The 24088-nt window shown below is 39.3% G+C and carries 22 protein-coding genes; 13 read left to right on the forward strand and 9 right to left on the reverse strand.

From position 1 onward, the window contains the following. Positions 1-21 precede the first annotated feature (21 nt). The 5 genes from FRZ67_RS18025 to FRZ67_RS23800 form a co-directional block, all read right to left on the reverse strand. Positions 22-1317 carry a sugar MFS transporter gene (locus tag FRZ67_RS18025; RefSeq protein WP_147191849.1) on the reverse strand — a complete coding sequence of 432 codons (1296 nt, stop codon included), beginning with the start codon at positions 1315-1317 and terminating at the stop codon, positions 22-24. 29 nt (positions 1318-1346) lie between these two features. Beyond that, positions 1347-3260: a beta-N-acetylhexosaminidase gene (locus FRZ67_RS18030; protein ID WP_147191851.1), complete on the reverse strand. Its 1914-nt coding sequence runs from the start codon at positions 3258-3260 to the stop codon at positions 1347-1349. A gap of 42 nt (positions 3261-3302) precedes the next feature. Beyond that, on the reverse strand, positions 3303-4232 hold the full coding sequence (locus FRZ67_RS18035; RefSeq protein WP_147191853.1) for a sugar phosphate isomerase family: 930 nt from the start codon (positions 4230-4232) through the stop codon (positions 3303-3305). A 111-nt stretch (positions 4233-4343) separates the two neighbouring features. Further along, positions 4344-5132 (reverse strand): PIG-L deacetylase family protein, encoded by a 789-nt coding sequence (locus FRZ67_RS18040; RefSeq protein WP_147191855.1) that lies wholly within the window; start codon positions 5130-5132, stop codon positions 4344-4346. A gap of 97 nt (positions 5133-5229) precedes the next feature. Further along, positions 5230-5364, reverse strand: a complete 135-nt coding sequence (locus FRZ67_RS23800; protein WP_262713646.1) for a hypothetical protein — start codon at positions 5362-5364, stop codon at positions 5230-5232. A 63-nt stretch (positions 5365-5427) separates the two neighbouring features. Here FRZ67_RS23800 and FRZ67_RS18045 point away from each other — a divergent pair, with 63 nt between their 5' ends. Both FRZ67_RS18045 and FRZ67_RS18050 read left to right on the forward strand, forming a co-directional pair. After that, positions 5428-7152: a GMC oxidoreductase gene (locus tag FRZ67_RS18045; RefSeq protein ID WP_147191857.1), complete on the forward strand. Its 1725-nt coding sequence runs from the start codon at positions 5428-5430 to the stop codon at positions 7150-7152. A 157-nt stretch (positions 7153-7309) separates the two neighbouring features. Continuing rightward, positions 7310-8563 carry an LVIVD repeat-containing protein gene (locus FRZ67_RS18050; protein WP_147191859.1) on the forward strand — a complete coding sequence of 418 codons (1254 nt, stop codon included), beginning with the start codon at positions 7310-7312 and terminating at the stop codon, positions 8561-8563. A gap of 277 nt (positions 8564-8840) precedes the next feature. On the opposite strand, the gene FRZ67_RS18055 is transcribed toward FRZ67_RS18050, so the two are convergent. Next, positions 8841-9383 carry a nuclear transport factor 2 family protein gene (locus FRZ67_RS18055; protein WP_147191861.1) on the reverse strand — a complete coding sequence of 181 codons (543 nt, stop codon included), beginning with the start codon at positions 9381-9383 and terminating at the stop codon, positions 8841-8843. Between the two features lie 241 nt (positions 9384-9624). Between FRZ67_RS18055 and FRZ67_RS18060 the strand changes: the two genes are divergently transcribed. Together FRZ67_RS18060 and FRZ67_RS18065 are read left to right on the forward strand one after the other, a co-directional pair. Next, positions 9625-10857: a PQQ-dependent sugar dehydrogenase gene (locus FRZ67_RS18060; protein ID WP_147191863.1), complete on the forward strand. Its 1233-nt coding sequence runs from the start codon at positions 9625-9627 to the stop codon at positions 10855-10857. A gap of 146 nt (positions 10858-11003) precedes the next feature. After that, positions 11004-11876, forward strand: a complete 873-nt coding sequence (locus tag FRZ67_RS18065; RefSeq protein ID WP_147191865.1) for a glycoside hydrolase family 16 protein — start codon at positions 11004-11006, stop codon at positions 11874-11876. A 117-nt stretch (positions 11877-11993) separates the two neighbouring features. On the opposite strand, the gene FRZ67_RS18070 is transcribed toward FRZ67_RS18065, so the two are convergent. After that, complete coding sequence (locus tag FRZ67_RS18070) at positions 11994-12734, reverse strand: sulfotransferase family protein (protein ID WP_147191867.1); 741 nt, start codon at positions 12732-12734, stop codon at positions 11994-11996. 196 nt (positions 12735-12930) lie between these two features. On the opposite strand from FRZ67_RS18070, the gene FRZ67_RS18075 reads away from it, so the two are divergent. Then, a complete protein-coding gene (locus tag FRZ67_RS18075) occupies positions 12931-13449 on the forward strand; it encodes a DinB family protein (RefSeq protein ID WP_147191869.1) in 519 nt (172 codons plus the stop codon). A gap of 158 nt (positions 13450-13607) precedes the next feature. After that, complete coding sequence (locus tag FRZ67_RS18080) at positions 13608-14273, forward strand: DedA family protein (RefSeq protein WP_147191871.1); 666 nt, start codon at positions 13608-13610, stop codon at positions 14271-14273. A gap of 116 nt (positions 14274-14389) precedes the next feature. Here FRZ67_RS18080 and FRZ67_RS18085 read toward each other — a convergent pair whose 3' ends face one another. Then, the gene (locus FRZ67_RS18085; protein ID WP_225975388.1) at positions 14390-15388 is read right to left on the reverse strand and encodes a YncE family protein; all 999 of its coding nucleotides are present in this window, start codon (positions 15386-15388) and stop codon (positions 14390-14392) included. Between the two features lie 116 nt (positions 15389-15504). Here FRZ67_RS18085 and FRZ67_RS18090 point away from each other — a divergent pair, with 116 nt between their 5' ends. From FRZ67_RS18090 to FRZ67_RS18100, 3 genes are all read left to right on the forward strand, one after another. Then, a complete protein-coding gene (locus FRZ67_RS18090) occupies positions 15505-15951 on the forward strand; it encodes a DUF1569 domain-containing protein (RefSeq protein ID WP_147191873.1) in 447 nt (148 codons plus the stop codon). 133 nt (positions 15952-16084) lie between these two features. Next, complete coding sequence (locus tag FRZ67_RS18095; RefSeq protein ID WP_147191875.1) at positions 16085-16741, forward strand: NAD-dependent epimerase/dehydratase family protein; 657 nt, start codon at positions 16085-16087, stop codon at positions 16739-16741. 171 nt (positions 16742-16912) lie between these two features. Continuing rightward, positions 16913-17539 carry a hypothetical protein gene (locus FRZ67_RS18100; RefSeq protein ID WP_147191877.1) on the forward strand — a complete coding sequence of 209 codons (627 nt, stop codon included), beginning with the start codon at positions 16913-16915 and terminating at the stop codon, positions 17537-17539. A gap of 135 nt (positions 17540-17674) precedes the next feature. Here the strand turns inward: FRZ67_RS18100 and FRZ67_RS18105 are convergent, their stop codons facing one another. Then, complete coding sequence (locus FRZ67_RS18105; protein WP_147191879.1) at positions 17675-19087, reverse strand: C45 family autoproteolytic acyltransferase/hydrolase; 1413 nt, start codon at positions 19085-19087, stop codon at positions 17675-17677. 209 nt (positions 19088-19296) lie between these two features. Here FRZ67_RS18105 and FRZ67_RS18110 point away from each other — a divergent pair, with 209 nt between their 5' ends. The 4 genes from FRZ67_RS18110 (at position 19297) to FRZ67_RS18125 (ending at position 23786) form a co-directional block, all read left to right on the forward strand. Then, positions 19297-20175 carry a hypothetical protein gene (locus FRZ67_RS18110; protein WP_147191881.1) on the forward strand — a complete coding sequence of 293 codons (879 nt, stop codon included), beginning with the start codon at positions 19297-19299 and terminating at the stop codon, positions 20173-20175. Next, on the forward strand, positions 20159-20983 hold the full coding sequence (locus FRZ67_RS18115; RefSeq protein WP_147191883.1) for a hypothetical protein: 825 nt from the start codon (positions 20159-20161) through the stop codon (positions 20981-20983). The genes FRZ67_RS18110 and FRZ67_RS18115 overlap by 17 nt, the downstream gene beginning before the upstream one ends. A gap of 174 nt (positions 20984-21157) precedes the next feature. Further along, positions 21158-23053, forward strand: a complete 1896-nt coding sequence (locus FRZ67_RS18120) for a prolipoprotein diacylglyceryl transferase family protein (protein WP_158638402.1) — start codon at positions 21158-21160, stop codon at positions 23051-23053. Between the two features lie 124 nt (positions 23054-23177). Further along, on the forward strand, positions 23178-23786 hold the full coding sequence (locus tag FRZ67_RS18125) for a pseudouridine synthase (RefSeq protein WP_147191887.1): 609 nt from the start codon (positions 23178-23180) through the stop codon (positions 23784-23786). Positions 23787-24088 lie beyond the last annotated feature (302 nt).

Here is a 24088-nt window from a genome sequence, read left to right on the forward strand (position 1 = left end):
CTGTGATCGTAATCTCAGGCTTCATTGTGAGGACAGATTTACTTTTCCTGCTTTATAACCTGATACAGCGAAGTAAAAGATAAATAAATATAAAGGGATAAGTATGCTATAAGCAACTTGTGGGTTTGCTGCATCGCTGATGGCGCCATAGATAAGGGGTGAAACACCTCCCCCAACTACGCCCATGATTAATAAAGCAGAACCTTTGCTGGTTGATTTACCAAGCCCTTCCAGTGAAAGTGGCCAGATAGTGGGCCATAGTAAAGCATTGCCCAAACCCAACAAAGAAATAAACCAAACCGAGGAGGGTCCTTTTATCAATAACGCTATGATAGTAAAGAAAATCCCAATAATTGCAGATAGCATTAAAGCTTTTCTTTGTTTTATTATTTTGGGTATGGTGAAAATGCCGATGCAATAACTTATAACCATTATGAGGAGTGTATAGGTTGCAAAATATTTTGCATCCCTAAAGGATAAGCCTTTGTATTGCGCATAATTAATGATAGAATCTATTGCCAGCACTTCTATACTTACCGCGCAAAATATGGCAACAGCACCTAATAACAGATGCTTGTGTTGAAACAGGCTTTTATTATGTTGTTCCGCTGCTGATGATGAAACGGTGTCAGAGGTTTCATCATTAATATCCGGGAGATGAGAGAGTTTGATCAATAGCCCAAGGCCCACCAATACAATACTTATTACAATATAGGGCATGATAAGACGTGAAGACAAATCATCTAATACTACGGTTTGCTGAGCAGGTGCTATCGTTAATAGTTGTGCTTTCACCTGGTCGATTTCATCAGGATTTTTAATTAAAGCACCCACTAATATTAATGGTGCTATTGCACCGGCCACTTTATTACAAACGCCCATGATACTTATGCGGGACGCTGCACTTTCTATAGGACCAAGTATGGTTATATAAGGATTTGCCGCAGTTTGCAAAAGCGTCAGGCCCGCTGCTTCAATAAATAAGCCAAGCAGGAAAACACTATAAGCTCTGGTGGTGGCAGCGGGAACAAAAACCATGGCTCCGGCGGCCATAACAAATAACCCTAACATCATTCCATTTTTATAACCCGTTTTTTTAAGAATAAATGAAGATGGAATAGCCATTACAAAATAGCTGATGTAAAATGCAAAGGCCACCAGCATGGCTTCCTTTACAGTTAAGGCACAGGTTAATTTAAAATAAGGGATCAATAAAGAATTTACCCATGTTACAAAGCCAAAAACAAAGAATAACGAACCAATAATGATCATGGGGCCATAACTTTTTGAAGAGCTATTCTTAATTGTTTTTTCCATTCAATTGTATTTAGTTTTTATAATATTACTTACTCTTTTTTAGCTCTTTTCACCAACTCCTCAACCGGCATATTGATCTGCTTACCGATTGGCTTGCCATCCCTGTAAGTGAGTACTTTTACATGCAGTGCGTCTTCGGGAACGATGAGCGGTTCTTTGTATGCGGGATAAAATTCATCGGGATTTGTTTCATCGAAAGAATAATAAGCAACAAGGCCGGGAACCTGTAAGTGCAGTTCAACTTTCAATTGCCCCTTGTTATCAAACGATGCAATAAAAAGCGGATCGTACATGCTGCGGGAGTATTTGATCTTCGCAATATCAAGCCTTTGAAACTGGTTCTCTGTACGGGTTACAAAATCGGGCCAGTTCTTGTTTTCTTTTGGTGACCATACAGACTCAGCTACCGCCCAGGCCCTTGGCCACAACTCGTATCCCGCTGCACGCATATTGGTCACATGTTCGCTCCACAAACAGGCTTCGCCACCGAGTATAAGTTTTGGATCAACTCCATCGGGTACCGGCTCAAATTTATAAGACTGATCGAGTAGTAAAATATCAAACTCAGGTGGCTCTACATACGGATCGCCCTGCATCAACTCCACATAAGTATAATCTTTCGGTGCCATCACCACATGGTGACCCTGCTTTGCAGCCTCTATTCCTCCTTTCATTCCACGCCAACTCATAACAGTAGCTTCAGGCGCAAGGCCACCCTGCAATATCTCGTCCCACCCGATCATCTTTTTGCCTTTTGACTGAACAATTTTTTCAACTCGCTTTATAAAATAACTCTGCACTTCTTCCATATTCTTCAAGCCTTCTCTTTGCATAAGCGCTTTTACCGCTTCGCTTTGTTCCCAGAAATTTTTCGCGGCTTCATCACCACCAACATGTATATATTCAAAAGGGAATAACTGTGCAACCTCCGTAAAAACCTTATCTAAAAATTCGTACACGTTTTCATTAGCCGGGCATAGCGTGTTATCGATCAGCGCACGGTTACCATTCTTTTCCCATACCTGTGTTTCCTCTCCGGCATTTACAAAATAAGTACCGGGTGTGCAGGATAACTGCGGATATGTTGCCACTGCTGCCATGCTGTGACCGGGTATATCAACTTCGGGTAATATCGTTACAAAGCGCTCTTTCGCATATTGAACAATTTCTCTGATATCATCCTGTGTATAAAATCCGCCATAGGTTTTTGGCTCATCTGCGGTAACCGGTTTAGCATTGGCCCATGCACCTTTCCGCTCTGGTCGCCATGCACCAACCTTTGTAAGTTCAGGCAAAGATTTTATTTCTATTCGCCAGCCTTGGTCGTCTGTAAGATGCAGGTGCAAAAGATTATACTTATACCGAATCATATTATCTATAAACGTCTTCACATCCTGCTTTGTAAAGAAATGCCGGCTTACGTCAAACATCAAAGCACGCCAGCCAAAACGCGGATAATCAGTAATGGTTACACCGGGTACATTCCATTCAATATTGTTTACTACTTTACTACTTTCAATTTCCTTTGGCAGTAACTGCAGTAAGGTTTGCATCGCATAAAACAAACCCGCAGCTTTGTTTGCACTAAGTGAAATTGAATTGGGCGTAACATTTAATTTATATCCTTCATTTCCGAATGTTGCATCCTGCACTATTGCAAGAGCAATATTGCCGTTCGCATTCGAGGCTTTATTCACAGGCTTCACAGGAATTTTAAATCCAGTTGTTACCGATAATTTTTCAGCAAGAAATCCTGCGACTCTTTTTGCATCAGGGTCGGTCGTTGCAAGTTCAATCGACGTATTATTCTTCAGCGTAAAATTTCCCTGGCCCATTTGCATCGACACGGGTATTGGAATTAAGGAAACAATACTTCCATTACCCTGGCTGAATGCGTTCATACACATCAGCACAACAATCGCAGCAATCAATAATTTCTTCATGGCACATCTTTTAAAATAAAAAAGCAATCGTTAAATAGTCAATTAATGCATCACAACAGAGCAGTCGCCAATACCACCACGATAAAAATTGAACTGTACATTCGGATGATCTGCCAGCAATGACATGGGTACTGATGTGTCCACCATATTTTTTGAGATCATATAAGTGGTGAGCCTTTGACCAAAAGGATTATCATGCATGCCCGCATGCCAGATAGAAACCTTTTCGGCCATCCATGTTTCAACGGGCCCTACCGTAATGGCCTTTGTGGGAACCAGGGTAATATTCCCCCCGCCCGATGTGCGTGCATTTTGTGCAATGGTTATCGGGTGCAGGTCAACAACACGTGCGGTAAGTTTACGATATACCTCTGGCGGTGGCGGATTGTCGATGTATTCTGCTTCTCTTTTTGGAGGATCATTAAATGCCCAATGCTTGATATCGCCCTGCCCGCCCTGCATCACGGCGCAACGAACACCTTCCCAACTCTTGCGGTATACAGCGGTATCTGCTTTTGGAAAATGCAGATTTTCATCCGGCATTACCAGTTCTTTTTTTATGCGGTTAAAACAAAGTTCACGGTCTGCCTTTTCGAATGATAAGGGATGGTCAGGCGATACTTCTTTATCTCCCATCACCCATTCATCCATGCCCCAGAAATGTGCAGACTTAACAGAAATATTTAATTCGTTTATGATGCGTGCAACCAGCGGCAATTGCTCTGTTGGGCCAATAGGTCCGCAGATGCCAACGGGATTATCGGCGGTTGACTGCTTCCATGCATTCACATATTCCAGCGCTTCGGCCAGGTAAAAATCTTCGAGCGTGTCGTACATTACTACTTTAAAACCGGGCCTCGAAAGCTGAAGCATTTTTTCGGGTGTAAGCAGTGCAACTTCTTCAATAAGGTCGGTGTCAAGTGTTGTGTAATCCCACCAGCCGGGAGCAATAGAACTTAATTTGCGGGCCATATTATTTTATTTTAGAATCAGGAAAAAGAAAATCATTTTGTACCAGGCTTTTGATTAAGCATTGAGCTTCTGTTGCGTCGCACTCTTGTGCGTTTGCACTACTTGCAGCGCTCACAATTCAAGATGCTTCTCATATGCTTCATTCACGAGATAATCATTACCCAGTTCTTTCAACGGATCGGCTCCAGCTTCACAAAAACCAACATGTGAATGCCTGCGCCAGCCTTCTGCATGTGTAAAAATTTTTGACATTTCTCCTACTTCCAGCGAAACGTCTTCCATCGCCTGTAAATATGAGTTCATATTTTGACTTACATCGAGCCAGCTTTGCTGGCTTTGATGCGCCCTCAATGCTTCCAGTTTTGTTTCGTGTACGGCACCTGTATTTACAAATGCCCCGGGTATAATGCGCCTGCGGAAATTGTCTCTTAATGTGTGTGGCAGGGAATGATAAACCGTGCAATCATAATTGTCAAAAGGAAGCTGAGGATCTGTTGTAAAATTGCGCATGCCCCTTGCAAAAGCTGCCGTTACTGCAAGCCTGCCGGTATTTACATGGTCTTCCATATAATCTTCGGGGGAATGTGTTAACACAACAGTTGGCTTTACTTCACGAATAACAGCAGCAACCTTCCGGAGCAAATTCTCACCATAAAATATTTGGAGATCATCGCACAATGGCGGATGAAAATGTGCGCCAAGTAAATGAGCTGCGTTTTTAGCTTCTGCAAGACGAATCTTTTTAATTTCTGCAGCAGCATATTCAACACTGCCGCAATCGCCACGGGAAAGATTCAGGTAATGAATTTCATATCCTGCTTTTTTTAACAACAGTAAAGTTCCGGCCATCATCATTTCAATATCATCAGGATGAGCAGCAATAGCAATCGCAGTTTTCATTTATAAAAATCTTTGGTTGTTCTAAGATGGATTATGCACAATAAAAATATTTGTACAAGTTAAGTATTCCGGGTAAAAGACATCCGAATAATCAATTCTATGTTTTTATTGATAACATTTTTCCGCGACCGGCATTCTTTGTTTTGATGATAAAAGATGAATTTACGGCGGAACGTACAAGTGAGTGACACAACGAAAGCTTAATAGCAGCACCAATGTTCAGCTCATCCATAAAAAAACATTTATTTGCTTTCTTATAAAATATTTTATCTTTTGCAGAAATCAAGCGATTGTTATGCCTGCAGATAGTTTATATGTCAACACAAAAGCCGTTGAGAAAAATACCTTTGATGCTATTGTGATTGGTTCTGGTATCAGTGGCGGCTGGGCTGCAAAAGAGTTGTGTGACCGTGGCATCAAAACGTTGGTGCTGGAGAGAGGACGCAATGTAACACACATTAAAGATTACCCTACAGCAACGAAGCACCCATGGGAGTTTCGGCACAGAGGCGCTATCACTGCAGCATTGCAAAAAGAAAACCCTATAGTAAGTAAGTGTTATGCATTTGATGAAGGTGCACAACATTTTTTTGTAAAAGATAAAGAGCATCCTTACATACAGGAAAAGCCTTTCGACTGGATCCGTGGGTACCAGGTAGGTGGTAAGTCGTTAATGTGGGCACGTGAAACGCAACGCTGGAGCCGGTTTGAGTTTGAAGCACCTGCACGTGATGGTTATGCTGTTGACTGGCCCATACGTTATAATGATCTTGCGCCATGGTATACGCATGTAGAAAGATTTGTTGGCATCAGTGGCAATATGGATGGCATAGAAAATTTACCCGATGGTGAGTTTCTGCCGCCATGGGAATTTAATTGCGTGGAGAAAAGTATGCAACAAAAAGTGAATGCCTATTACAAAGATCGCCGCATGTTGATGGGTCGTTGTACCAATCTTACAAAGGCTGGTGAGCTTCAGTTAAAACAGGGAAGAGGTCCTTGCCAGGCCCGCAATCTTTGTCACCGTGGTTGCCCTTATGGTGGTTATTTCAGTTCCAATTCTTCAACATTGCCATGGGCTGCCAATACAGGCAACCTCACACTTAGGCCAGAGTCTGTTGTGCACTCCATTATTTATGATGAACAAAAAGGAAAAGCAATTGGTGTAAGGGTAATTGATGCCATTACAAAAGAGGCAACGGAATATTTTGCCAAAATAATTTTTTTAAATGCAGCCTGCCTCAACAGCAATCTTGTTTTGCTGAATTCCATCTCAAATCGTTTCCCAAATGGTTTAGGTAATGATAATGATCTTCTAGGAAGGTATATGACTTTTCAAAATTATCGTGGTTCTCTTAACGCAGATATTGATGGTTTTGAAGACGAATATTATTATGGCAGAAGGCCCGTATCTCCGCTTATGCCCAGTTTCAGAAATGTTCATAAGAAGGAAATGGATTTTATGGGTGGTTATCTCGTGTTTTGGGGAGCTTATAGAAATACAGGGAATGCGAACAATAATGAAAATATTGGCGCATCATTTAAAGATGCAATGTGTGAAGCAGGTAATTGGGGTGTGTATATGTCTATGCAGGGAGAAGTGATTCCAAAGTTTGATAATCACGTAAGGTTGAGTAAAGATTTAAAAGATGAATGGGGCATTCCGCAACTTATAACAGCAGTAGAATATGATGATAATGATGAAAAAATGCTACAAGATTTTTTAATACAGGGCGCCGAAATATTGCGAATAGCAGGTTGTAAAAATATTATTCCAAATGACAGCAAACAGACTCCAGGACTTGATATACATGAAATGGGCGGCATTAGAATGGGCCACGATCCTAAGACTTCATTATTGAATAAATGGAATCAGTTACATGCGTGTAAGAATGTTTTTGTAACAGATGGCTCGTGTATGACTTCTTCAGGCAACCAAAACCCATCGCTTACATTTATGGCTCTTACGGCACGTGCTGCAAATTATGCTGCCGATGAATTGAAGAAAGGGAATTTATAAGCAAGAGAACGTATAAGTGAGACCTTCTTCCACCAGAAGGAGCAAACAACCAAAGCCGAATACTTATTCAACCACCCGCTCAATAATAGTTTTAATTTTTCTTATCATCAACGCAACGGTATTGCTGCATACATTGTCAGCATGCAAAACTTAATGTATGAAAAAGAATCTTCAGCTTTTGCCGCTGCATGTAATTGCAATAACCTGTACGTTGTTATTTATTTCAGCCTGTTCAAAAGATAATAACAAAGGGAAGATGCAAACTTATACGATCTATACCCCGGTGTATAAAGCTAAGAGTGAAGTGCTGGCTTCCATTAACGGCGTTTCGACGACTAACATTGAACATGCAGGTAAACTCTATATAAAAGATAATTTCATTTATCTTAATGAACTTAATAAAGGCATCCACATCATTGATAACAGCAATCCATCTCAGCCAACACAAATTGCTTTTCTTTCGATACCCGGTAATCTTGATATTGCCATCAAAGGAAATATTCTTTATGCAGATATGTTTACAGACCTGCTTGCACTTGATATCACAGACCCACATCATGTTACCATAAAAAACACATTGAATAATTTTTTTACTAGCCGTGGTTATGTAAATGGTGCACCATCTTTTATGGATGATAAAATAGCAGTTGACTGGACTGAAAAAGACACTGCGGTATTTGTGCAAAATAATTACCCTACCGCTGAATGTAATGGCTGCTTTTTCGACTTAGCAAGCAGCACCATAAAATCATCATCTGGCGTTGCCGGTTCAATGGCGGGCATGGTTATCATGAATGATTATTTATACAGCATCAGCGAAATGCATAGCTTAAGCATTGTTGATATTACCAATCCTTCATCTCCAATACTTGATTCATCTTTTTTTGCAGGATTCGACCTGCAAACCGTTTATCCTTTTGAAGATAAATTATTCCTTGGCTCTGCCATTGGTATGTTCATGTATGATGTAAGCGATCCGCAGCATCCTGTTTCCATTGGTCAGTTTGAACATGGCCGTGCATGCGATCCTGTTATCTCTGATGGTAATTACGCATACGTAACATTGCATGCAGGAGATGGTTGTGGAGGCGATCAAAACGAACTGGATGTAATAAACATACAGGATCTTGTAAACAGCAAATTGGTAAAAACTTATGCACTTACAAAACCAACGGGCCTTTGTAAAGATGGGAATTATCTTTTTGTGTGCGATGGCACCGGCGTAAAGATCTATAATGCAATCAATCCTTTAAATTTAATGCTGGTTCATCAAATAAAGAGCAATGAACCTTATGATATTATCGCAGCAAATAAAAAAGCGTTGATAGTTGATGCCGATGGTCTTTATCAATACGATTACAGCAATATGAACAATGTACGTTTATTGAGTTTTATTGCTGCTAAAAAATAATATTGCTCAAAATTTTTTTGAGCCAGGCATTAATGCTGCTATGAACTTCGTTGCGTCGCACGCTTGTGCTGAAAAAATAGTTTCAGCAGTTTACAGGTTTATACGTTCACAAGTTCGATAAGTCACAAGTAACATGTAAACGCATAAACTTGTTCAATAATGTTCCGAACGTACAAGTGAGTGACACAACGAACGACGAGTAATGAGGTGCTGTTGGTAACATAAAAAAATGCTGTATCAATTTGATACAGCATTGCTATTTAAAGTACAGGTTGGTTTATTTTGCTAAAGCAGCATTAATAGGTGCTCTGTCTAAGTATTGAACTACCTGGTCTATTTTATCGCTGGCATCAAAATGCATGTCTGTATGTATCCATTGCCTCATATGTTTTCCATTCTTATATTTTGTTGAAACCTGGTACCAGCTTAATAGCCATACACCCGGCGATTGCACTTGCTGCTGAGGAGTATTTACTTTTACCGGAAGCCATATATCATTCATGAAACTGATTGAATCTATAACTTCTGTTCTTCTCTTTTTCCAGTAAGCAGCGATAGCGGCTTTTCCAATAAGACTGTCTCCGCCATTCCAGAAATATTTTGCATTGTCAGAAAAGTCTGCCATCCAGCTATCAACGTCGCCGCCTGATAATGAGGCTAGTCCCTTTTTGCCAATATCAGTATATTTCGCATCAGCAAATTCAGCAGGTTGCTGGGTGGTTTCCACAGCAGGTGTTGCTGTTTTTTCTTCTGCAGGTTTTTGTTCGTTGCAGGCAAACAGCAATGAAGAACACATAGCCACAAGAATGATTTTTTTCATGTTGCAAGTTTTATGTTTTATTAAATCGGGTGACGAAGTTGCAGGTTCTTCAAAAGAGGTGTAATCAGTCGTTAGAATAAATAAATCTAATTATAATATGAATAAATAGCAAAAATAATATGGCGCGCCGGATTGCTTATAGCTATACAGTTCCGGAATAGTGGAAAATATCAGGGAATAAAACAATATATTTAACGGCCAATAAATTATTTCCCCTGCCTTTCTTAAATTTTTATTTAAAATGAAATGCTTTACCCAGGTTTGCCTTATCAATTTTGTTGTTTTATTATTTTTCGTTTGTGTGGTTTCCTGTAACTCCGACAGTACAAAAGATACCGGAACTGAAAAAATAACTGCTGATACTTCCACATCTGTAAAATTAGAAGTTGTTACCAATGCCATTAATTTTCCCGTTGAAATGGCTGCAGCGCCTGATAATAGTCACCGGCTGTTTGTTAGTGACCTTGGCGGGGAGATCATGGTACTAAAAAATGGCAATGTATTGCCGCAACCTTTTCTTGATCTGCGCAGCAAGCTGGAAACAAAAGATTCAACACCTGAAGTAAAAGGCATGTTTGGATTTACATTTCATCCGCAATTTTCCGGAAACAGAAAGTTTTACGTTGCGTATAATGCGCCCACCAATATAGATTCAAATAGTTGCAAGCTGGTCATCTCAGAATTTACCGTAAGTGCTTCAAATCCTGACAGTGCAAGCCTTTCAAGCGAGCGGCGTATTTTAGAAGTGCAGGGGTCTGGTGTAGATCACGATGCGTGTGATATGGCATTTGGCCCTGACGGGTATCTGTATATTTCTATCGGTGATAACCACACGCCTTTAAATGAACGCAAAGGACAAATACTCAGCTCTTTACTTGGCAAAGTATTACGTATTGATGTAAATAAAACGCCTTATGGTATTCCTGCAGATAATCCCTTTGCAGGTGTTAAAGATGCAAGACCAGAAATATGGGCCTATGGTTTAAGAAGGTTCTGGCGTTTTTCTTTCGATCCACAAACACATGTGTTGATTGGCGGAGAAGTAGGAGATAAGGAACGTGAAGAAACAGACATCATTGTAAAAGGTGGTAATTATGGCTGGCCTGTTGCAGAAGGAGATACAATAGTTGTGCACAATAGTAGTGCAGATACAGCAAATTTTGTTGCACCCATTGATACCTACACGCACAAAGATGGTATATGTGTTATTGGCGGTAAATTTTATTATGGAAAAAATATTCCTTTCTTAAAAGACAAATATGTGTTTGCAGATTATAACGGCACCCTGTATGCACTTACTAAAAATGAGACCGGTACATGGAGCAGGCAACAGGTAAAGATCAGTAATAAACCTTCAGATCCTTTGCTTATCATAAGTTGCGATGAAGATGAGAACAATGAGCTGTACCTGTCAGGTGTGCTTAATACAAAAGAAGGATTTAAGGGTGTAATATATAAGCTCGTCAAAAACTGATAATACAATAATAAGCCGGGCTGCAGTACAGGCATTAAGCTTTGGTTGCGTCGCACACTTGTACTTACGCTCTTAATCCGGCACTAATAAGTGCTGAAGATTATTTTTGTTCAACACTCTAATGATCTTCGTTTATGTGCATAAAAATGAAACTTGCATTTTTCTGTTTTACATTCATTGCAGTAAGCGCTATTGCACAATCTTACGACCCGTTTCAACCTGATTTTAGTGCACCTCCAAATAAAGCGGGTTTCACATTGGTATGGCATGACGAGTTTAATAATACCGGTAAACCTGATACAACCAACTGGATATATGAACATGGGTTTGTAAGAAATGAAGAACTGCAATGGTATAGTGAAGCAAATGCAAATTGTAAAAATGGTGTTTTATTAATAGAAGGAAGAAAAGAAAAAATAAAGAACAAAAACTATAATGCAGCATCCGCTGACTGGCGGTTAAAAAGAGCATACGCAGAATATACGTCGGCCAGTATTCAAACAAGAGGATTGCATCAATGGCAATATGGGTGTTTTGAAATACGTGCCAGAATTGATACAGCAAAAGGAGCGTGGCCTGCAATATGGACATTGGGTGTTAATGGTAAATGGCCTGCAAACGGGGAGACGGATATCATGGAGTTTTACAGGATCAAACAAGAGCCTGTAATGCTTGCCAACACTGCATGGGGCACTGGTAAACGCTACGTAGCCAACTGGCATACAGAAATAAAACCACTCACATATTTTACTGCAAAAGATGCTGCATGGGTAAAAAAATTTCATGTATGGAAAATGGAGTGGGATAAAGAATCCATAAAACTTTTTCTTGATGATGAATTATTAAACATCACCAGTTTAGATAAAACCATTAATGTTGATGGCAGTAACCCTTTTCTTCAGCCCCAATATATTTTATTGAATCTTGCAATGGGCGGTAATGGCGGAGATCCTTCTGCCATGCAACAACCCATAACTTATGAAGTGGATTATGTACGTGTGTATCAAAAAGTGCAATAATGGTTATGCCGTACAAGTGTGCGACGCAACAGCCGATGCACAAAGCGTTTCAGCCTGGTACAAAATATTTGCTGTTAAAATTTTGGGCATAAAGAATAACCGGAGATCAAAATTTGATCAGCTAAAAATTTTAAACAACGCAAATAGTATGGCAATAAGAATAACTACACCAAGACCCAGAATTATATAAGCGCCTTTGGTAAAATCTGCGATCGTCTTTTTTACCTGCGCTTTGTCATTTACATTCGGGAAAGGAGTGGCAGGCACCTCCACACCAAGAAATTTGCATAAAGGCCCCCATCCCTGGTCAACTGAAAAAATGAGTAATTTATCAGCCGGAACAGTTGCTTTTACGTCTTCAATGTGCTGTTTGTAATGGGCAATGGCGGCTTCTTTATTTTCCATGGTTCCTTTGTGAGATCTTTGCCAGATAAGCTTTGTAGAAACATCACCAAACTTGCGCATAAAAGGAACGACGGCTTTCAATACTTTAAACTGCCAAAGTATCTCTGTGAAATAAATCGTTTCCATGGTGCTTTTATACCAGGCCTCCGCACCTTTTGGATGAACTGTTAGCAACACTTTTGCATCCGGGTACGCTACCATTAATTCTTTCCACACACAGCAGGCAGGATTGTCTACCGCTGCAGTGTAATTGCTGAATACTTCTTCCCAGTTATGTTGCTTGCCTTCAGGTTCATTAGCTACCTTATTCCAGAAGTCGATATGAGATTTGTTTTCTTTGTTGCCAATGATCTCCATCATATGATAACAGGGAAACCCTAATTCTGGTAAAGCTTTGTAGGTTGACATAGTGCCGGTTCTTCCAAAGCCTGCACCAATTACTTTAAGGCCCATACTGTTGGTTTTAGTTTATAAATAAAATTTGTGGTGTTATCCTGGAAGGAAGCATAAGGCAGGGATAAAAAGCCTGTTTTCAAATATAATGATAATTAAAAGTTTATGCTGTCTTAAATATTTCAACAATATCGTTTGCTGCTGACATAGGGCTGTCACAAGTGTATATTTTCTTTGTGTAACAAAACAAACAAATATGGAAAACATTATCATGGAGCCGTTGCAACAAACGAACTTAGTAATTACACCTGCAGAGCTATTAGCGCACTGGCAGGATCACCGCAATCTTACCCGCCGTGTAATTGAAGCTTTTCCCGAAGACAAATTATTTTCTTATTCTGCAGGTGGTATGCGCCCATTTGCAGAGATGGCAATTGAAATGATAGGCATGGCTGTACCCGGTTTAAATGGTGTTATTACAGGTAAATGGGAAGATGCGTATGAGCTTCCGCATCATTCAGGTAAAACAAAACCATCAACTAAAAAAGAATTGCTTAAAGTGTGGGATGAGGTAACTGCAAAGATCAATGCATTGTGGCCGCAGATACCGGCGCATCGTTTCCAGGAACATGATCTTGCATTTGGACAATGGGAAGGCCCGGTTTATTTTTTTATTTTATATTGGATAGATAATGAAATTCACCACAGAGCGCAGGGATATGTTTATTTACGTACACTGGGAATTGAACCACCGCATTTTTGGGAACGTCAATAAATAATTTTTTAATTATTTATTGACTATAAATACCTGCAGGGATAGTAAATCCTGCAGGTATTTTTTTTATACGTGCCCTACAGTAGAAAGACAAGTGTAATTTTATATTCTGATATTCCAGCATCTAACCACACGCTAAAAAAATATAAGCGGATACAATGATCCCAATAGTCAGCACAATTCTTTTCTCCTTCTTCGACGCAGAAACAATGGTGCGAGGCGGAGGGCTGCTGATCATATGCCTTGCCGTGTTTGCACAAACAGGATTGTTCTTTTGTTTTTTTGTGCCGAGTGGTATTTTTCTTTTTGTAGGCGGTATGTTTGTAGCAACCGGGCAACTGCATCATGCAGTGGTTACTGTTTGTGTTTGCGCAGTGCTTGCATCCGTTGCCGGAGGTTGCGCCGGTTATTGGTTTGGTTATAAAACAGGGCCTTTATTGTATAAGCGAAAAGACTCAAGGTTTTATCGACGCAAATATCTAAATGCTGCTGACGCTTTCTATAAAAAATATGGGCAATTTGCAGTAACGTTGGGTATGTTATTTCCTATTACCAGGACCTTTGCACCTATTGTCGCGGGAATAGTTAGAATGAATTTCAGCCGTTTTATTTTATTTGTATTTATTGGCTCTGCATTGTGGATACCTGTGTTTATAATAGCAGGTTATTTAATGGGCAGCATCCCGGCTATAAAAGAATATCTCTATTATATTATGGCTGCCATTATTCTTATAGTAACCATACCCGCAGTTACACGTATCATCAAAGAATTCAGAAAAGCTGCGAAAGATAGCCAGCACAATAATGAAACAGGCATTAACTGACAGAACCCGTAGTGCTAAAAAATAATGCAGGAATTTTATGGGCCGGGCTTAAGTGCAGCTATTAAACTTTTGTTGCGTCGCACTCTTGTACGTCTTATACATTATGGAACATTAACTCATTCTGCATTTATCCTGTAAACTGCCAAAGCAGCGCTCTTTCCATTTGCAGCTCTTTCTGCCACCACAAATGTTTGTAGCGAAGGTATAAGCAATGAAGTTCTTGCACCTTGCCTTGTAGGTATGTCTGCAATCTTTTTGTAACTGCTATCATTTATTTTCTTAAAAATATTGATTGAACCATCGCCGCCGGTTGCAAATATTTCCTGCTTTGCCTCATCATAAAAGATATCATCTGCATCGCCTGCCAGTTCATTTGTGTATATTTCTCTTCCGTCATTACTGTTGTAACCTACCAGCATAGCAGGATGCCTGTATCCTATAAAAACAAGATTATGTGAAGTGTCTAATGTCATTGGGAAATTAGCCTTGTATTTATTTGTATTCCATGTATGTACAAGTGTAAAATTTTTTAAGTCTATAATGGCAATACTATTAGCATCAGGAAGGTTTACATACATCCTGTTATTCTTTTTATCCAGCTGGAAACTTTCAGGATGGGCACTCAACTTTACATTTCCTGTTTGCTTATGAGATGCGGGGTCAAGCAATGCTATTCCGCCATTCCCATAACCAACATATATTTTCCTTTCATCAGCATCATACCTTATATTATCAGCATCACTGTTAAGACGAATTGTTGCAACCGTTTTAAATGTGGCGGCATTAATAAAAACACAATCACCATTATCACCGCCTGCAACAGCAATTTCATTTTGTTCTGGTATGTAAGCAATTCCCTGCGGTTCTTCAATTCCTTTAATACTATGTATCAAAACACCTTTATTGAGGTCGACGACCTCGACAGTATTATTGCCCAAAGCCGCCACATAAATAATGTTGTCTTTTATATTAATTGCCATGTGATCGATTCGTCCATCCAATCCCGGCATTTCAATTACTTTTTCCAATTTCATAAGTTCTGTACCCATGGGTTTTTGCCCGTTGCAGCTTATACAACCAGGAAAGAAAATAAGGTATAAAATATGCTGTTTCATGTGTATAGTTTTTAATACTGTTAGAATTTGTCGTACCGGCCCCTTTTTTTGTCGTTTTCGCACTACATGAATATTAAAGCAAGGTAATATGTTTGTATAAATGCATAATATACGATATGAAAACAATATTTGACAAAGCCACGAGAGATGAACTGATCAGCAGGATCAGTACACTTAATGAAAAGAGTACTCCCCAATGGGGTAAGATGAATATTTATCAAATGCTGAAACATTGTGTATTATGCGAAGAGATGTACCTGGGGAAGACAAAATATAAACGTGCATTCATTGGCCGTTTGTTTGGTAGAATGGGTTTGAGGAATTTAATGAAAGATGAAACTCCGCTGCAACGAAATGCACCTACCAGGGATGCATTTAAAATAAAGGAAGTGAGCGGAGATGTAAATGCTGAGAAAGAGAAATGGATGTCATTAATGGAGGAATATGCAAGCTATTCAAACGATGGTTTGGTACACTGGTTCTTTGGCAAAATGACAAAAGAGCAAGTTGGTTATTTTGTGTATAAACATACCGATCATCACCTGAGACAATTTAATAGTTAGATAACAGCAAACTAATTTATAAGCCATTAACTGTTTCGTACTTTATTACATAACTGCTATTCAAATACCGAACTTTTCAACAAAGCTGCTTATTATTTTTCTACCGACCTTCGTTTAATAAATACAAATTGTAATGAGCAGTATTAGAGTAATTATCACAGGTGCAACAGGTATGGTTGGCGAAGGTGTTTTGTTTGAGTGCTTGCAAAACCCAACAGTAAGTGAAGTGCTTATTATCAACCGCAGGCATTACGACCTGCAGCATCCCAGGTTAAAAGAATTGATCGTTCCTGATTTTTTTCAGCTAAGCAAGTTTGCAACAGACATAAAAGGTTATGATGCCTGTTTTTTTTGCGCAGGTATTAGCTCTGTGGGTATGAAAGAAGATAAATTCACGCACATTACTTACGATACTACATTGGCGTTTGCAAAATCACTGCTGGAAGTGAATAGCAATATGGTTTTTACTTATGTGTCCGGCAGCCAAACAGACAGCAGTGAAAAAGGCAGACTGATGTGGGCACGTGTAAAAGGTAAAACAGAAAATGATCTGAAGAAGTTGCCCTTTAAAGCAGAATATAATTTCAGGCCGGGGGTTATGCTGCCTTTTGATGGTCAGAAAAACTGGAAGAGCATTTATAAAGTGATCGCCAAAATATTTAAAGCTGTCGCTCCTAAGCATGTATTGACCATGGAGGAAGTCGGCAAGGCAATGATCAATGCAGTAACTATTGGTTACGCTAAAAATATATTGGAGATACCAGATATTAAGCAACTGGCAAAGGCATAGTATATCTTATTTTCTTTCGTGGCAGGTTTTCAATAATATTCCAGTCACCTCTTTCGAAGCTATTCGAAAGCTTTATAATGAGGCACATCATAATTGCCAATGATACCTATCATTGCTGCAGTATAAAACAAGCAGTTCTTTTGTAATGGAAATTTTTATTAAAAAAAGTATATGAAAAAGAATTGCCTGCTTTTCTTATTTATTGTAATAGCTGCTATGTCATGCAAAACTACCAGCATCACTTCTTCATGGAAAGCGGTTGACTTGACGCCTGTTACCTACAAAAAAATTTTGGTTATTGCATTATCTCAACCAGATAACAGCCTGAAAGAAAATATGGAAGGGCATCTTGTAGATGATCTTAAGTCGCATGGGGTAGATGCTATTTCTGCGTATCAGCAATATGGACCCAAAGCATTTGATCAGCTTGATGAAAAGGCAGCAATAGCAAAGATTCAAAATACAGGTGTAGATGCAATCCTGACAATTGTATTACTTAATAAATCAAAGGAGCATGAATATATAAGAGGCCGTATTATCTATACTCCTTATGCAATGTATTACAACCGTTTTTGGGGCTATTATAATACCATATATAGTCGCGTATATTCACCGGGTTATTATACAACCAGTACAGAGTATTTCTGGGAGAGTAATCTTTATGATGCTACATCCAAACAATTGATCTATTCAGTGCAAACAAAATCATTTAACCCTGATAATTCAGCATCACTGGCACATGAGTATGGAAGACTTATCATAAGCAATATGATTAAAGAAACGGTAATAGGGGAGTAATTTTCCAGAGCTTTTAAGAAATAAATATAGATGCAGTTGAATGTATGTTTTCTTTCTGCTCCATCAAATAAAAGCCGTACAAGTGTGCGACGCAAGTAAAGCTTAATAGCATTACTAAAGTTTAGTACAAAAAAATTATTGCTTAGCACTAAACAATGTCCATGGATAAGCAAGCATATTGTTTAAATACTTCGATTGCCATGCGTATTCAGGATGTGCCTTGTAAAATTTTTCTCCGATAAAATCCTGTCCGCACGGATGACCCATGTGTGCCCAGAACTGCATGTTCTTTGCGAGATCAGCGGTCGTTACTTTTCCCTGCACGGCACCCATGGGATAATAAGCCGGAAGATCCCACTCTGCACAACCCTTATTGTCTTCATCAATATGGCCGCATATTACACAACGGTTATTGGCAGTTTTATTTTGTAATGCATTTTCATGATCGGCTTCAATCGTTTTGCCTGACTCTGCATCCAGTTTACCTTTCATGTCAACGATCACCAATTGTTCCATGCGTTTCTTTCTTGCATTGGGCGAAGTGGTTTTATCATTTACATTAAAAGTTGTTTCCTGTGCAATGAGCGTTGAATCACTTGCAAAGTTGCTACCGATCATAGCCGTGTCTTTACTGCGCCATACACGGCTAACTTTTAAACCCAGTTCCAGTTTAGCCACTTCATTTGTTTTGGTATCACCGATCAGCCAGTCATTTGCATAACCACCATTGTTGCCTTGCTGAAAAATATTTATTACGTCATCTATACTGTTGGCGTATTGCGCCGCTTTGCGTGCACGCATAAATTCAGGAATGCCTGTACTATCAAAACCTTTGAATTGTGTGATAGTTGTTTCAGTTATAAGAATGCCATTTGCTGTTATTACAAAATCATCGCCGCTATGAATAAAGCCAGGCATGCAATCCATCATCATGTGATTGCCTTTCTCCGGAACAATATCTGCAATTACATTCCAGTGCTGGCCGATGATATATTCCGTCCAGTTGTTATGGCCAATAACGATCTTGCCATCTTTTGTATAACTGCCTGTTGCGATGAATGCACTGCAATTGCCCGGTGCTTTGTTATCACCGCTGCCGGGCTTTGCTATGTTGTCAAGCATGGGCACATAATAGAATGCAAGTTCTTCCAATGCGTTCAATGCAGTAATATCAAGGCTGTCATACTTTATATTTTTTGCATTCAATCCTGCTGCAATGCCATTGATCTCATCTTTGTATTCACGGTCCAGTTTATCCCATAAAAAATTCTTTGCACAATTACGGTAAAACTGCCATTCCCTATGCGTTTCATGCTGCAGGTAATAAGCAATGGTTTGTATGTTGGTATCAATTTCATTCGCTAATAAATAGCCATGCTGGTAACCTATATCTGTTGGCGAGCCTTCGAGATGCACATACACCCAACCATTTTTATTTTCACGGGATGCTTTTGCAAGCGGGTCTTTTTTTTCTTCCGCAGGCTTTGTGTTGTTGCAGGAGCAAATAAAAAGTACCAGTAATGCAGCAAGGAATAGTTGCAGTCTCATGCGTTTTGGTTTATGCGTATGAATATATGAAGAATTTTTTTTGGTTCAGGCATTTATGCTAATGGCATCGCCTGTTGTGTCACTCACTTGTACTTTGCAACTTTACGCAGCAATTACTACAGATCAAAAAGCTGCTATGACGCAGATCAGTAAAAAGCTGCAATAATTTACCGATGTTTATAAACAAATAATATTTATACATAGTTTTTATGAAGAATCTTGGTATACACGCAAAGGAAATGCGGTTAAAAGTATACAGGCATATGCTTGAAACAAGAGGTAGCAAATACAGGTCTTTTTTGCGTTATCTCCGGTTCTTTAAATATATTTCTTTTACCTGGCGCAGGGGAGATTTTTTAGAATCTTATTACACCTTAATGCGCTACCTGGATGATATTGTTGACGGAGATGCACCATTGCCTGATGGTTACAATAACGGTGCAGATTACATGGTTGATAAAATAAAATTTTCCAGGAACCCGGTGAACCCTGTTGATGAAGTGGATTACCTGATGTTGTATTGTTTTAATGTGGCAGAGGGTTTTGGTGAAACCTTTCATGAAGAAACCACAGACATTCTTAACTCTCTTCTTTTTGATGCCAGGCGAAGAGGTAAACTCATGATCTTCCCCGAAAAGGAGCTTAGTATGCATTTTCATATACTCGATATCCGTGGCACTATAAAAGCAACGTTGAAAATTTTTAAAGAAGATCCCGCAAAATATCCGTTACTCGAACCACTGGGTACTGCATCCCGTTATGAATATGACCTGGATGATTTTGAAGATGATATAAAAGCAGGCTACGTAAATATTTCAGCTGAAGACTGTTCCCTGTTTGGTATAGGAGCAGATGAATTGCATAATAAAAACTCTGATGCTGTAAGAGCATGGTTTGCACATCATGCGCAGAAAGGGATGGAGTTGCTGGAAGAGCATCATCGTTTATTACCGCAGGGTAAATTCTCATTACTGGCAAGAGGTACATTTCCACTTGTGTATGAATTGCCCGCAAAAAGATTATTTGAAAGAATACTTGCGGGGCATAAAAAGCCAGTTCAAAAAATAGTGTATGAATTCAATGCGTAGTATGCATGGGAAGTGCCAGCCTTTTTACCTGGAAAAGTGGTTCATGGATGTTGTAAGCGATGAAGGAGAAGCTTTTATTTTTTATGCTGCAAAAATGCAATGGCGTTGTGTAATTGTTTCCTATAAAAGCAGGTTAAGTTATTCGCCTGGTACCGGCAAAGGTTATATGGCAGGATTTCGTAGTGTACAGTTTCCTGTGCAGGAAGGTAATACAATTGTTTGGAAAGACCCGCACCTTAAAGTAGAAGGCAGCTGGCATACAAACACGGGGCAATTGAGTGCAACGTTGTTCGGTTCTGAGGAGGATGGCCTGCAATGGAATTGTCATCATCCTTCTTCTTTTGTAAAAGTAAAGGTCGGTAATAAATTAGTAAGCGGCTTTGGGTATGCAGAACAATTAATACTGACAGTAGAGCCATGGAAAATTCCGATGGATGTATTAAGATGGGGAAGATTTATTTCGGCAAATGATTACCTGGTATGGATTGAAATAAAAAATGATAGCACAAAACAATGGGTGTGGTATAATGGAGTGTTCATGCATAATGCTGTAATAACAGATGACGAAATTGTATTGCCGTTAGAGAACATCATTCTGAAACTTGATAATAGCAGCATTATAGAATCTGAAAAAAAGATCAACCAGGTAGTAACAAAATTGCTAAGATTTATTCCTGGTTTTAAAAGGGCCATACCATTGAATTTTTTGATGGCAGATGAATACAAATGGGTGAGTAAAGGTTTTTTATACAATGCTGAATCTTTGAAAAGTGAAGGATGGGCAATTCATGAAAGAATCAATTTTTAAAATTGGATCAAGTCTCTGTTGTTGTACAAAAATTAGCGCTTTGCTGAAGATATTGTTGCAGTAGCAGTGTGCGACGCAACAGGCGTTTAATGCATGCAGTAAAGCTTAGTACACAAAAAAACTATTTGCGAAAGAAGCCGATTTCACATACTATAAACTTTTATGTTTAGTAAGATGAAAACAATACAACATGCGGGTAAAATTCTTTATGCAATAGTATTTCTTTTGATTGTTCCATTAGTGCAATGGTGGTGGGCTTTATCGCTTGAGAATACAGTACGGTTTCCACCTGTTGCATCCCGCAATATTGGTGCTGTTGCCGGAGTTGCCGGCATATTGGTAATGGCGTGGGGGATGTTTTCACTTAAGAAATTTGGTAAGGGTTTGCCGATGAATGCTTATCCTCCTCATTTTTATGTAAAGCAAGGGCCGTACCGTTTTTTGCGACATCCTATTTACTGGGGTTATGGTTTTTTGATGGTGGGTGTATTTATTTTTACCGGTTCTGCCAGCGGGCTCTGGATAGTAACACCAATAAGCATACTGGCAATGATAGCTTTGGTGATGGGCTACGAAGCAATTGATCTGAAAAAAAGATTTAAAGACACTGATCAATCAGTTTTGCTTGACATTCCTTCCGCAACAGAGGGAGTACCTGTTTTAGCGCAGAGACTTGCTACACTTTTTTGGATCATCATGTTATTGTTATGTGCTAATTATATTGTTTGGTTCTTGACGCATAATACAACGCCCTTTTGGAATGATTCATTGACCCTTCCTTTTTTTAATGAACTAAATAGTGTTCAGTTCTTTACCATTGCCTATATACTGGTTGTTCCATTGATCATAAAAAGCAACAGCATTCTGCATTGGTGGACGATCTCTGTTATAGCAGGCATTATATTATCAACTTATATAGCTTTGTTATGGCCTGAAGTTGGCGCGCAATATTTTTATATAAGCACTGATATAATAAAAAACAAAGAACTCACTGCTATATTAGGCGCACCTGTTTTTCTTTGCGGACTTTCAGCAATTGCATACGTAAAGCAATTTAAAAAAGGAGTGTTGTTCATTTTGCCATTAGCAATCATTATTAGTTTAGCTCAACTAGCCAATACAAGATCAATTCTGCTTAACTTAACCGTATCTGTTTTTATTTTATTTGTTACAGCTAATTATAAAACAATATGGATGCTGATACGTAACACAGCAGAGAAGATTGCCAACTCATGGAAAGAATGGGAGTGGGGGCCTGTAAGAATTATCAATCATGGTATTTATGTTGGTGTAGGAAGTTTTGGAGGTATTCTTTTTTGCGGATTATTAGTAGGCAAAGCTTATGCATGGGCCATTTTATTATTTGCTTTTGTAGTGATCGTGTTTGCTGCATTGTGGGCCCAGATAATTGAAGGATCAGAAAAATTAAAAAGACCTTTTGGCTATTATGGTGCATTGGTGGGCATTTTATTTGCCGGTACTCTTCTTTGGATAATGGGTTATAATGAATGGGTGCTTATCGGGATCATTTCTGTGGTGATGCCATGGGTGCAGGCAGCAGGTCGGTTGCGTTGTTTGGTTAATGGCTGCTGTCATGGCAAACCTACTGATAACAGCATTCTTGGTATCCGTTTTTATCATTACCGTTCCCGTGTTTGTAATATATCAGGATTGAAAGGAAAGTACCTGCATCCGACACAGGTTTATTCTATTTTGTGGTTGTTCTTTACGGGTTTTTTATTGCTGGCATTGTGGCTGCATAGTTTTTCTTACTCTTTTATTTTTGGGATGTATCTTATTCTTACCAGCACAGGGCGTTTTGTGGAAGAGGCCTACCGTGGCGAAGTGCAAACACCTGTTTGGAGTGGTTTGCGTTTATATCAATGGGCGGCCATAGCGTCTGTACTTGCAGGCATCATTTTTACTACTATCGATATTCCTGTAGTAACACTTCAGCCTGCATACGGCTGGGAAATATGGCTGGTTGCACTTGTGGGAGGATTCTTTACTTTCTTTGCAATGGGTGTTGATTTCCCCCGCTCCAATGCAAGATTTTCAAGATTGGTTTAATTAATCATGCTGCAGAAATTGCTAAGCTTAATACTTTTCATTTTTTCTATCCGTGTATATTGGTTTAATTGCATTTTGCTTTATACTAAATATTTATTTTATAGCTGCTGAATAAAACTTTTACATGCAGGAAACTGGTCACCGGTATTTTATAATTAACAAGCCTGCCAACATGGTCTCGCAGTTTATCAGTTCGCACAATGTTGGTTTATTAGGCGATCTTGATTTTGATTTCCCTGAAGGCATACATGCAATCGGCAGGCTGGATGGTAACTCTGAAGGGTTACTGATACTAACCACCAATAAAAAAGTTACTAAATTATTATTCCAGGGTGCAGTGCCACATAAAAGAGTTTACCTGGTACAGGTGGTAAATAAAGTAAGTGAGGAAAGTTTGAACAAACTAAGAACAGGTGTTACCATACGCATAAAAGGTGGGGAAGATTATATAACACCTGTCTGCGAAGTGAGCATTGTTGAAAGCCCTGAATTATTAGCAAAGCAGGCGCATGCATTACCTGAATACATTCCTGTTACCTGGCTACTCATTATATTAACGGAAGGCAAATTCAGGCAGGTAAGGAAAATGGTAAAAGCGATACATCATAAATGCAAAAGACTGATCCGTGTTTCTATTGAAGATCTTGTATTGGGTGATCTTGAACCGGGTTGCGTAAAAGAAATTGAAGAGAAAGATTTTTTTGAATTGCTGAAGATTGATAACTGGCAGTGAGGATATATTTTTTGCGCTCAAGCCGCTGGGCTTCGCTCATGCAACGGCGCTGCCTGCGCTTCTTTGCTGCAATAAGGCTGCGCCATTGCAGCAATCACACCTGCGGTGTGACCGAACCGCAGAAGGCGCCTAACGCATGAGCTGGTGTAACACCGTAGAAGATCGATCTATTGCTTTAAATAGTTTTCGCTTTTAGTATTTCTTGCTTCGCTGGAAATTCTTCGTTAATTTCTTAACGTCTTTTTTCTGATGCCACATGCGTTTTCAACCTTCTGTCATTGCTGACTTTTATTTAACAGTAC

Source organism: Panacibacter ginsenosidivorans (genome assembly GCF_007971225.1).
GTDB classification, from domain to species: Bacteria; Bacteroidota; Bacteroidia; order Chitinophagales; family Chitinophagaceae; genus Panacibacter; species Panacibacter ginsenosidivorans.

Coding starts and splice junctions, on each gene's coding strand:
- FRZ67_RS18025 (WP_147191849.1), bottom strand. CDS start 1,317: ATGGAAAAAACAATTAAGAATAGCTCTTCAAAAAGTTATGGCCCCATG.
- FRZ67_RS18030 (WP_147191851.1), bottom strand. CDS start 3,260: ATGAAGAAATTATTGATTGCTGCGATTGTTGTGCTGATGTGTATGAAC.
- FRZ67_RS18035 (WP_147191853.1), bottom strand. CDS start 4,232: ATGGCCCGCAAATTAAGTTCTATTGCTCCCGGCTGGTGGGATTACACA.
- FRZ67_RS18040 (WP_147191855.1), bottom strand. CDS start 5,132: ATGAAAACTGCGATTGCTATTGCTGCTCATCCTGATGATATTGAAATG.
- FRZ67_RS23800 (WP_262713646.1), bottom strand. CDS start 5,364: ATGGATGAGCTGAACATTGGTGCTGCTATTAAGCTTTCGTTGTGTCAC.
- FRZ67_RS18045 (WP_147191857.1), top strand. CDS start 5,428: ATGCCTGCAGATAGTTTATATGTCAACACAAAAGCCGTTGAGAAAAAT.
- FRZ67_RS18050 (WP_147191859.1), top strand. CDS start 7,310: ATGAAAAAGAATCTTCAGCTTTTGCCGCTGCATGTAATTGCAATAACC.
- FRZ67_RS18055 (WP_147191861.1), bottom strand. CDS start 9,383: ATGAAAAAAATCATTCTTGTGGCTATGTGTTCTTCATTGCTGTTTGCC.
- FRZ67_RS18060 (WP_147191863.1), top strand. CDS start 9,625: ATGAAATGCTTTACCCAGGTTTGCCTTATCAATTTTGTTGTTTTATTA.
- FRZ67_RS18065 (WP_147191865.1), top strand. CDS start 11,004: ATGAAACTTGCATTTTTCTGTTTTACATTCATTGCAGTAAGCGCTATT.
- FRZ67_RS18070 (WP_147191867.1), bottom strand. CDS start 12,734: ATGGGCCTTAAAGTAATTGGTGCAGGCTTTGGAAGAACCGGCACTATG.
- FRZ67_RS18075 (WP_147191869.1), top strand. CDS start 12,931: ATGGAAAACATTATCATGGAGCCGTTGCAACAAACGAACTTAGTAATT.
- FRZ67_RS18080 (WP_147191871.1), top strand. CDS start 13,608: ATGATCCCAATAGTCAGCACAATTCTTTTCTCCTTCTTCGACGCAGAA.
- FRZ67_RS18085 (WP_225975388.1), bottom strand. CDS start 15,388: ATGAAACAGCATATTTTATACCTTATTTTCTTTCCTGGTTGTATAAGC.
- FRZ67_RS18090 (WP_147191873.1), top strand. CDS start 15,505: ATGAAAACAATATTTGACAAAGCCACGAGAGATGAACTGATCAGCAGG.
- FRZ67_RS18095 (WP_147191875.1), top strand. CDS start 16,085: ATGAGCAGTATTAGAGTAATTATCACAGGTGCAACAGGTATGGTTGGC.
- FRZ67_RS18100 (WP_147191877.1), top strand. CDS start 16,913: ATGAAAAAGAATTGCCTGCTTTTCTTATTTATTGTAATAGCTGCTATG.
- FRZ67_RS18105 (WP_147191879.1), bottom strand. CDS start 19,087: ATGAGACTGCAACTATTCCTTGCTGCATTACTGGTACTTTTTATTTGC.
- FRZ67_RS18110 (WP_147191881.1), top strand. CDS start 19,297: ATGAAGAATCTTGGTATACACGCAAAGGAAATGCGGTTAAAAGTATAC.
- FRZ67_RS18115 (WP_147191883.1), top strand. CDS start 20,159: ATGAATTCAATGCGTAGTATGCATGGGAAGTGCCAGCCTTTTTACCTG.
- FRZ67_RS18120 (WP_158638402.1), top strand. CDS start 21,158: ATGAAAACAATACAACATGCGGGTAAAATTCTTTATGCAATAGTATTT.
- FRZ67_RS18125 (WP_147191887.1), top strand. CDS start 23,178: ATGCAGGAAACTGGTCACCGGTATTTTATAATTAACAAGCCTGCCAAC.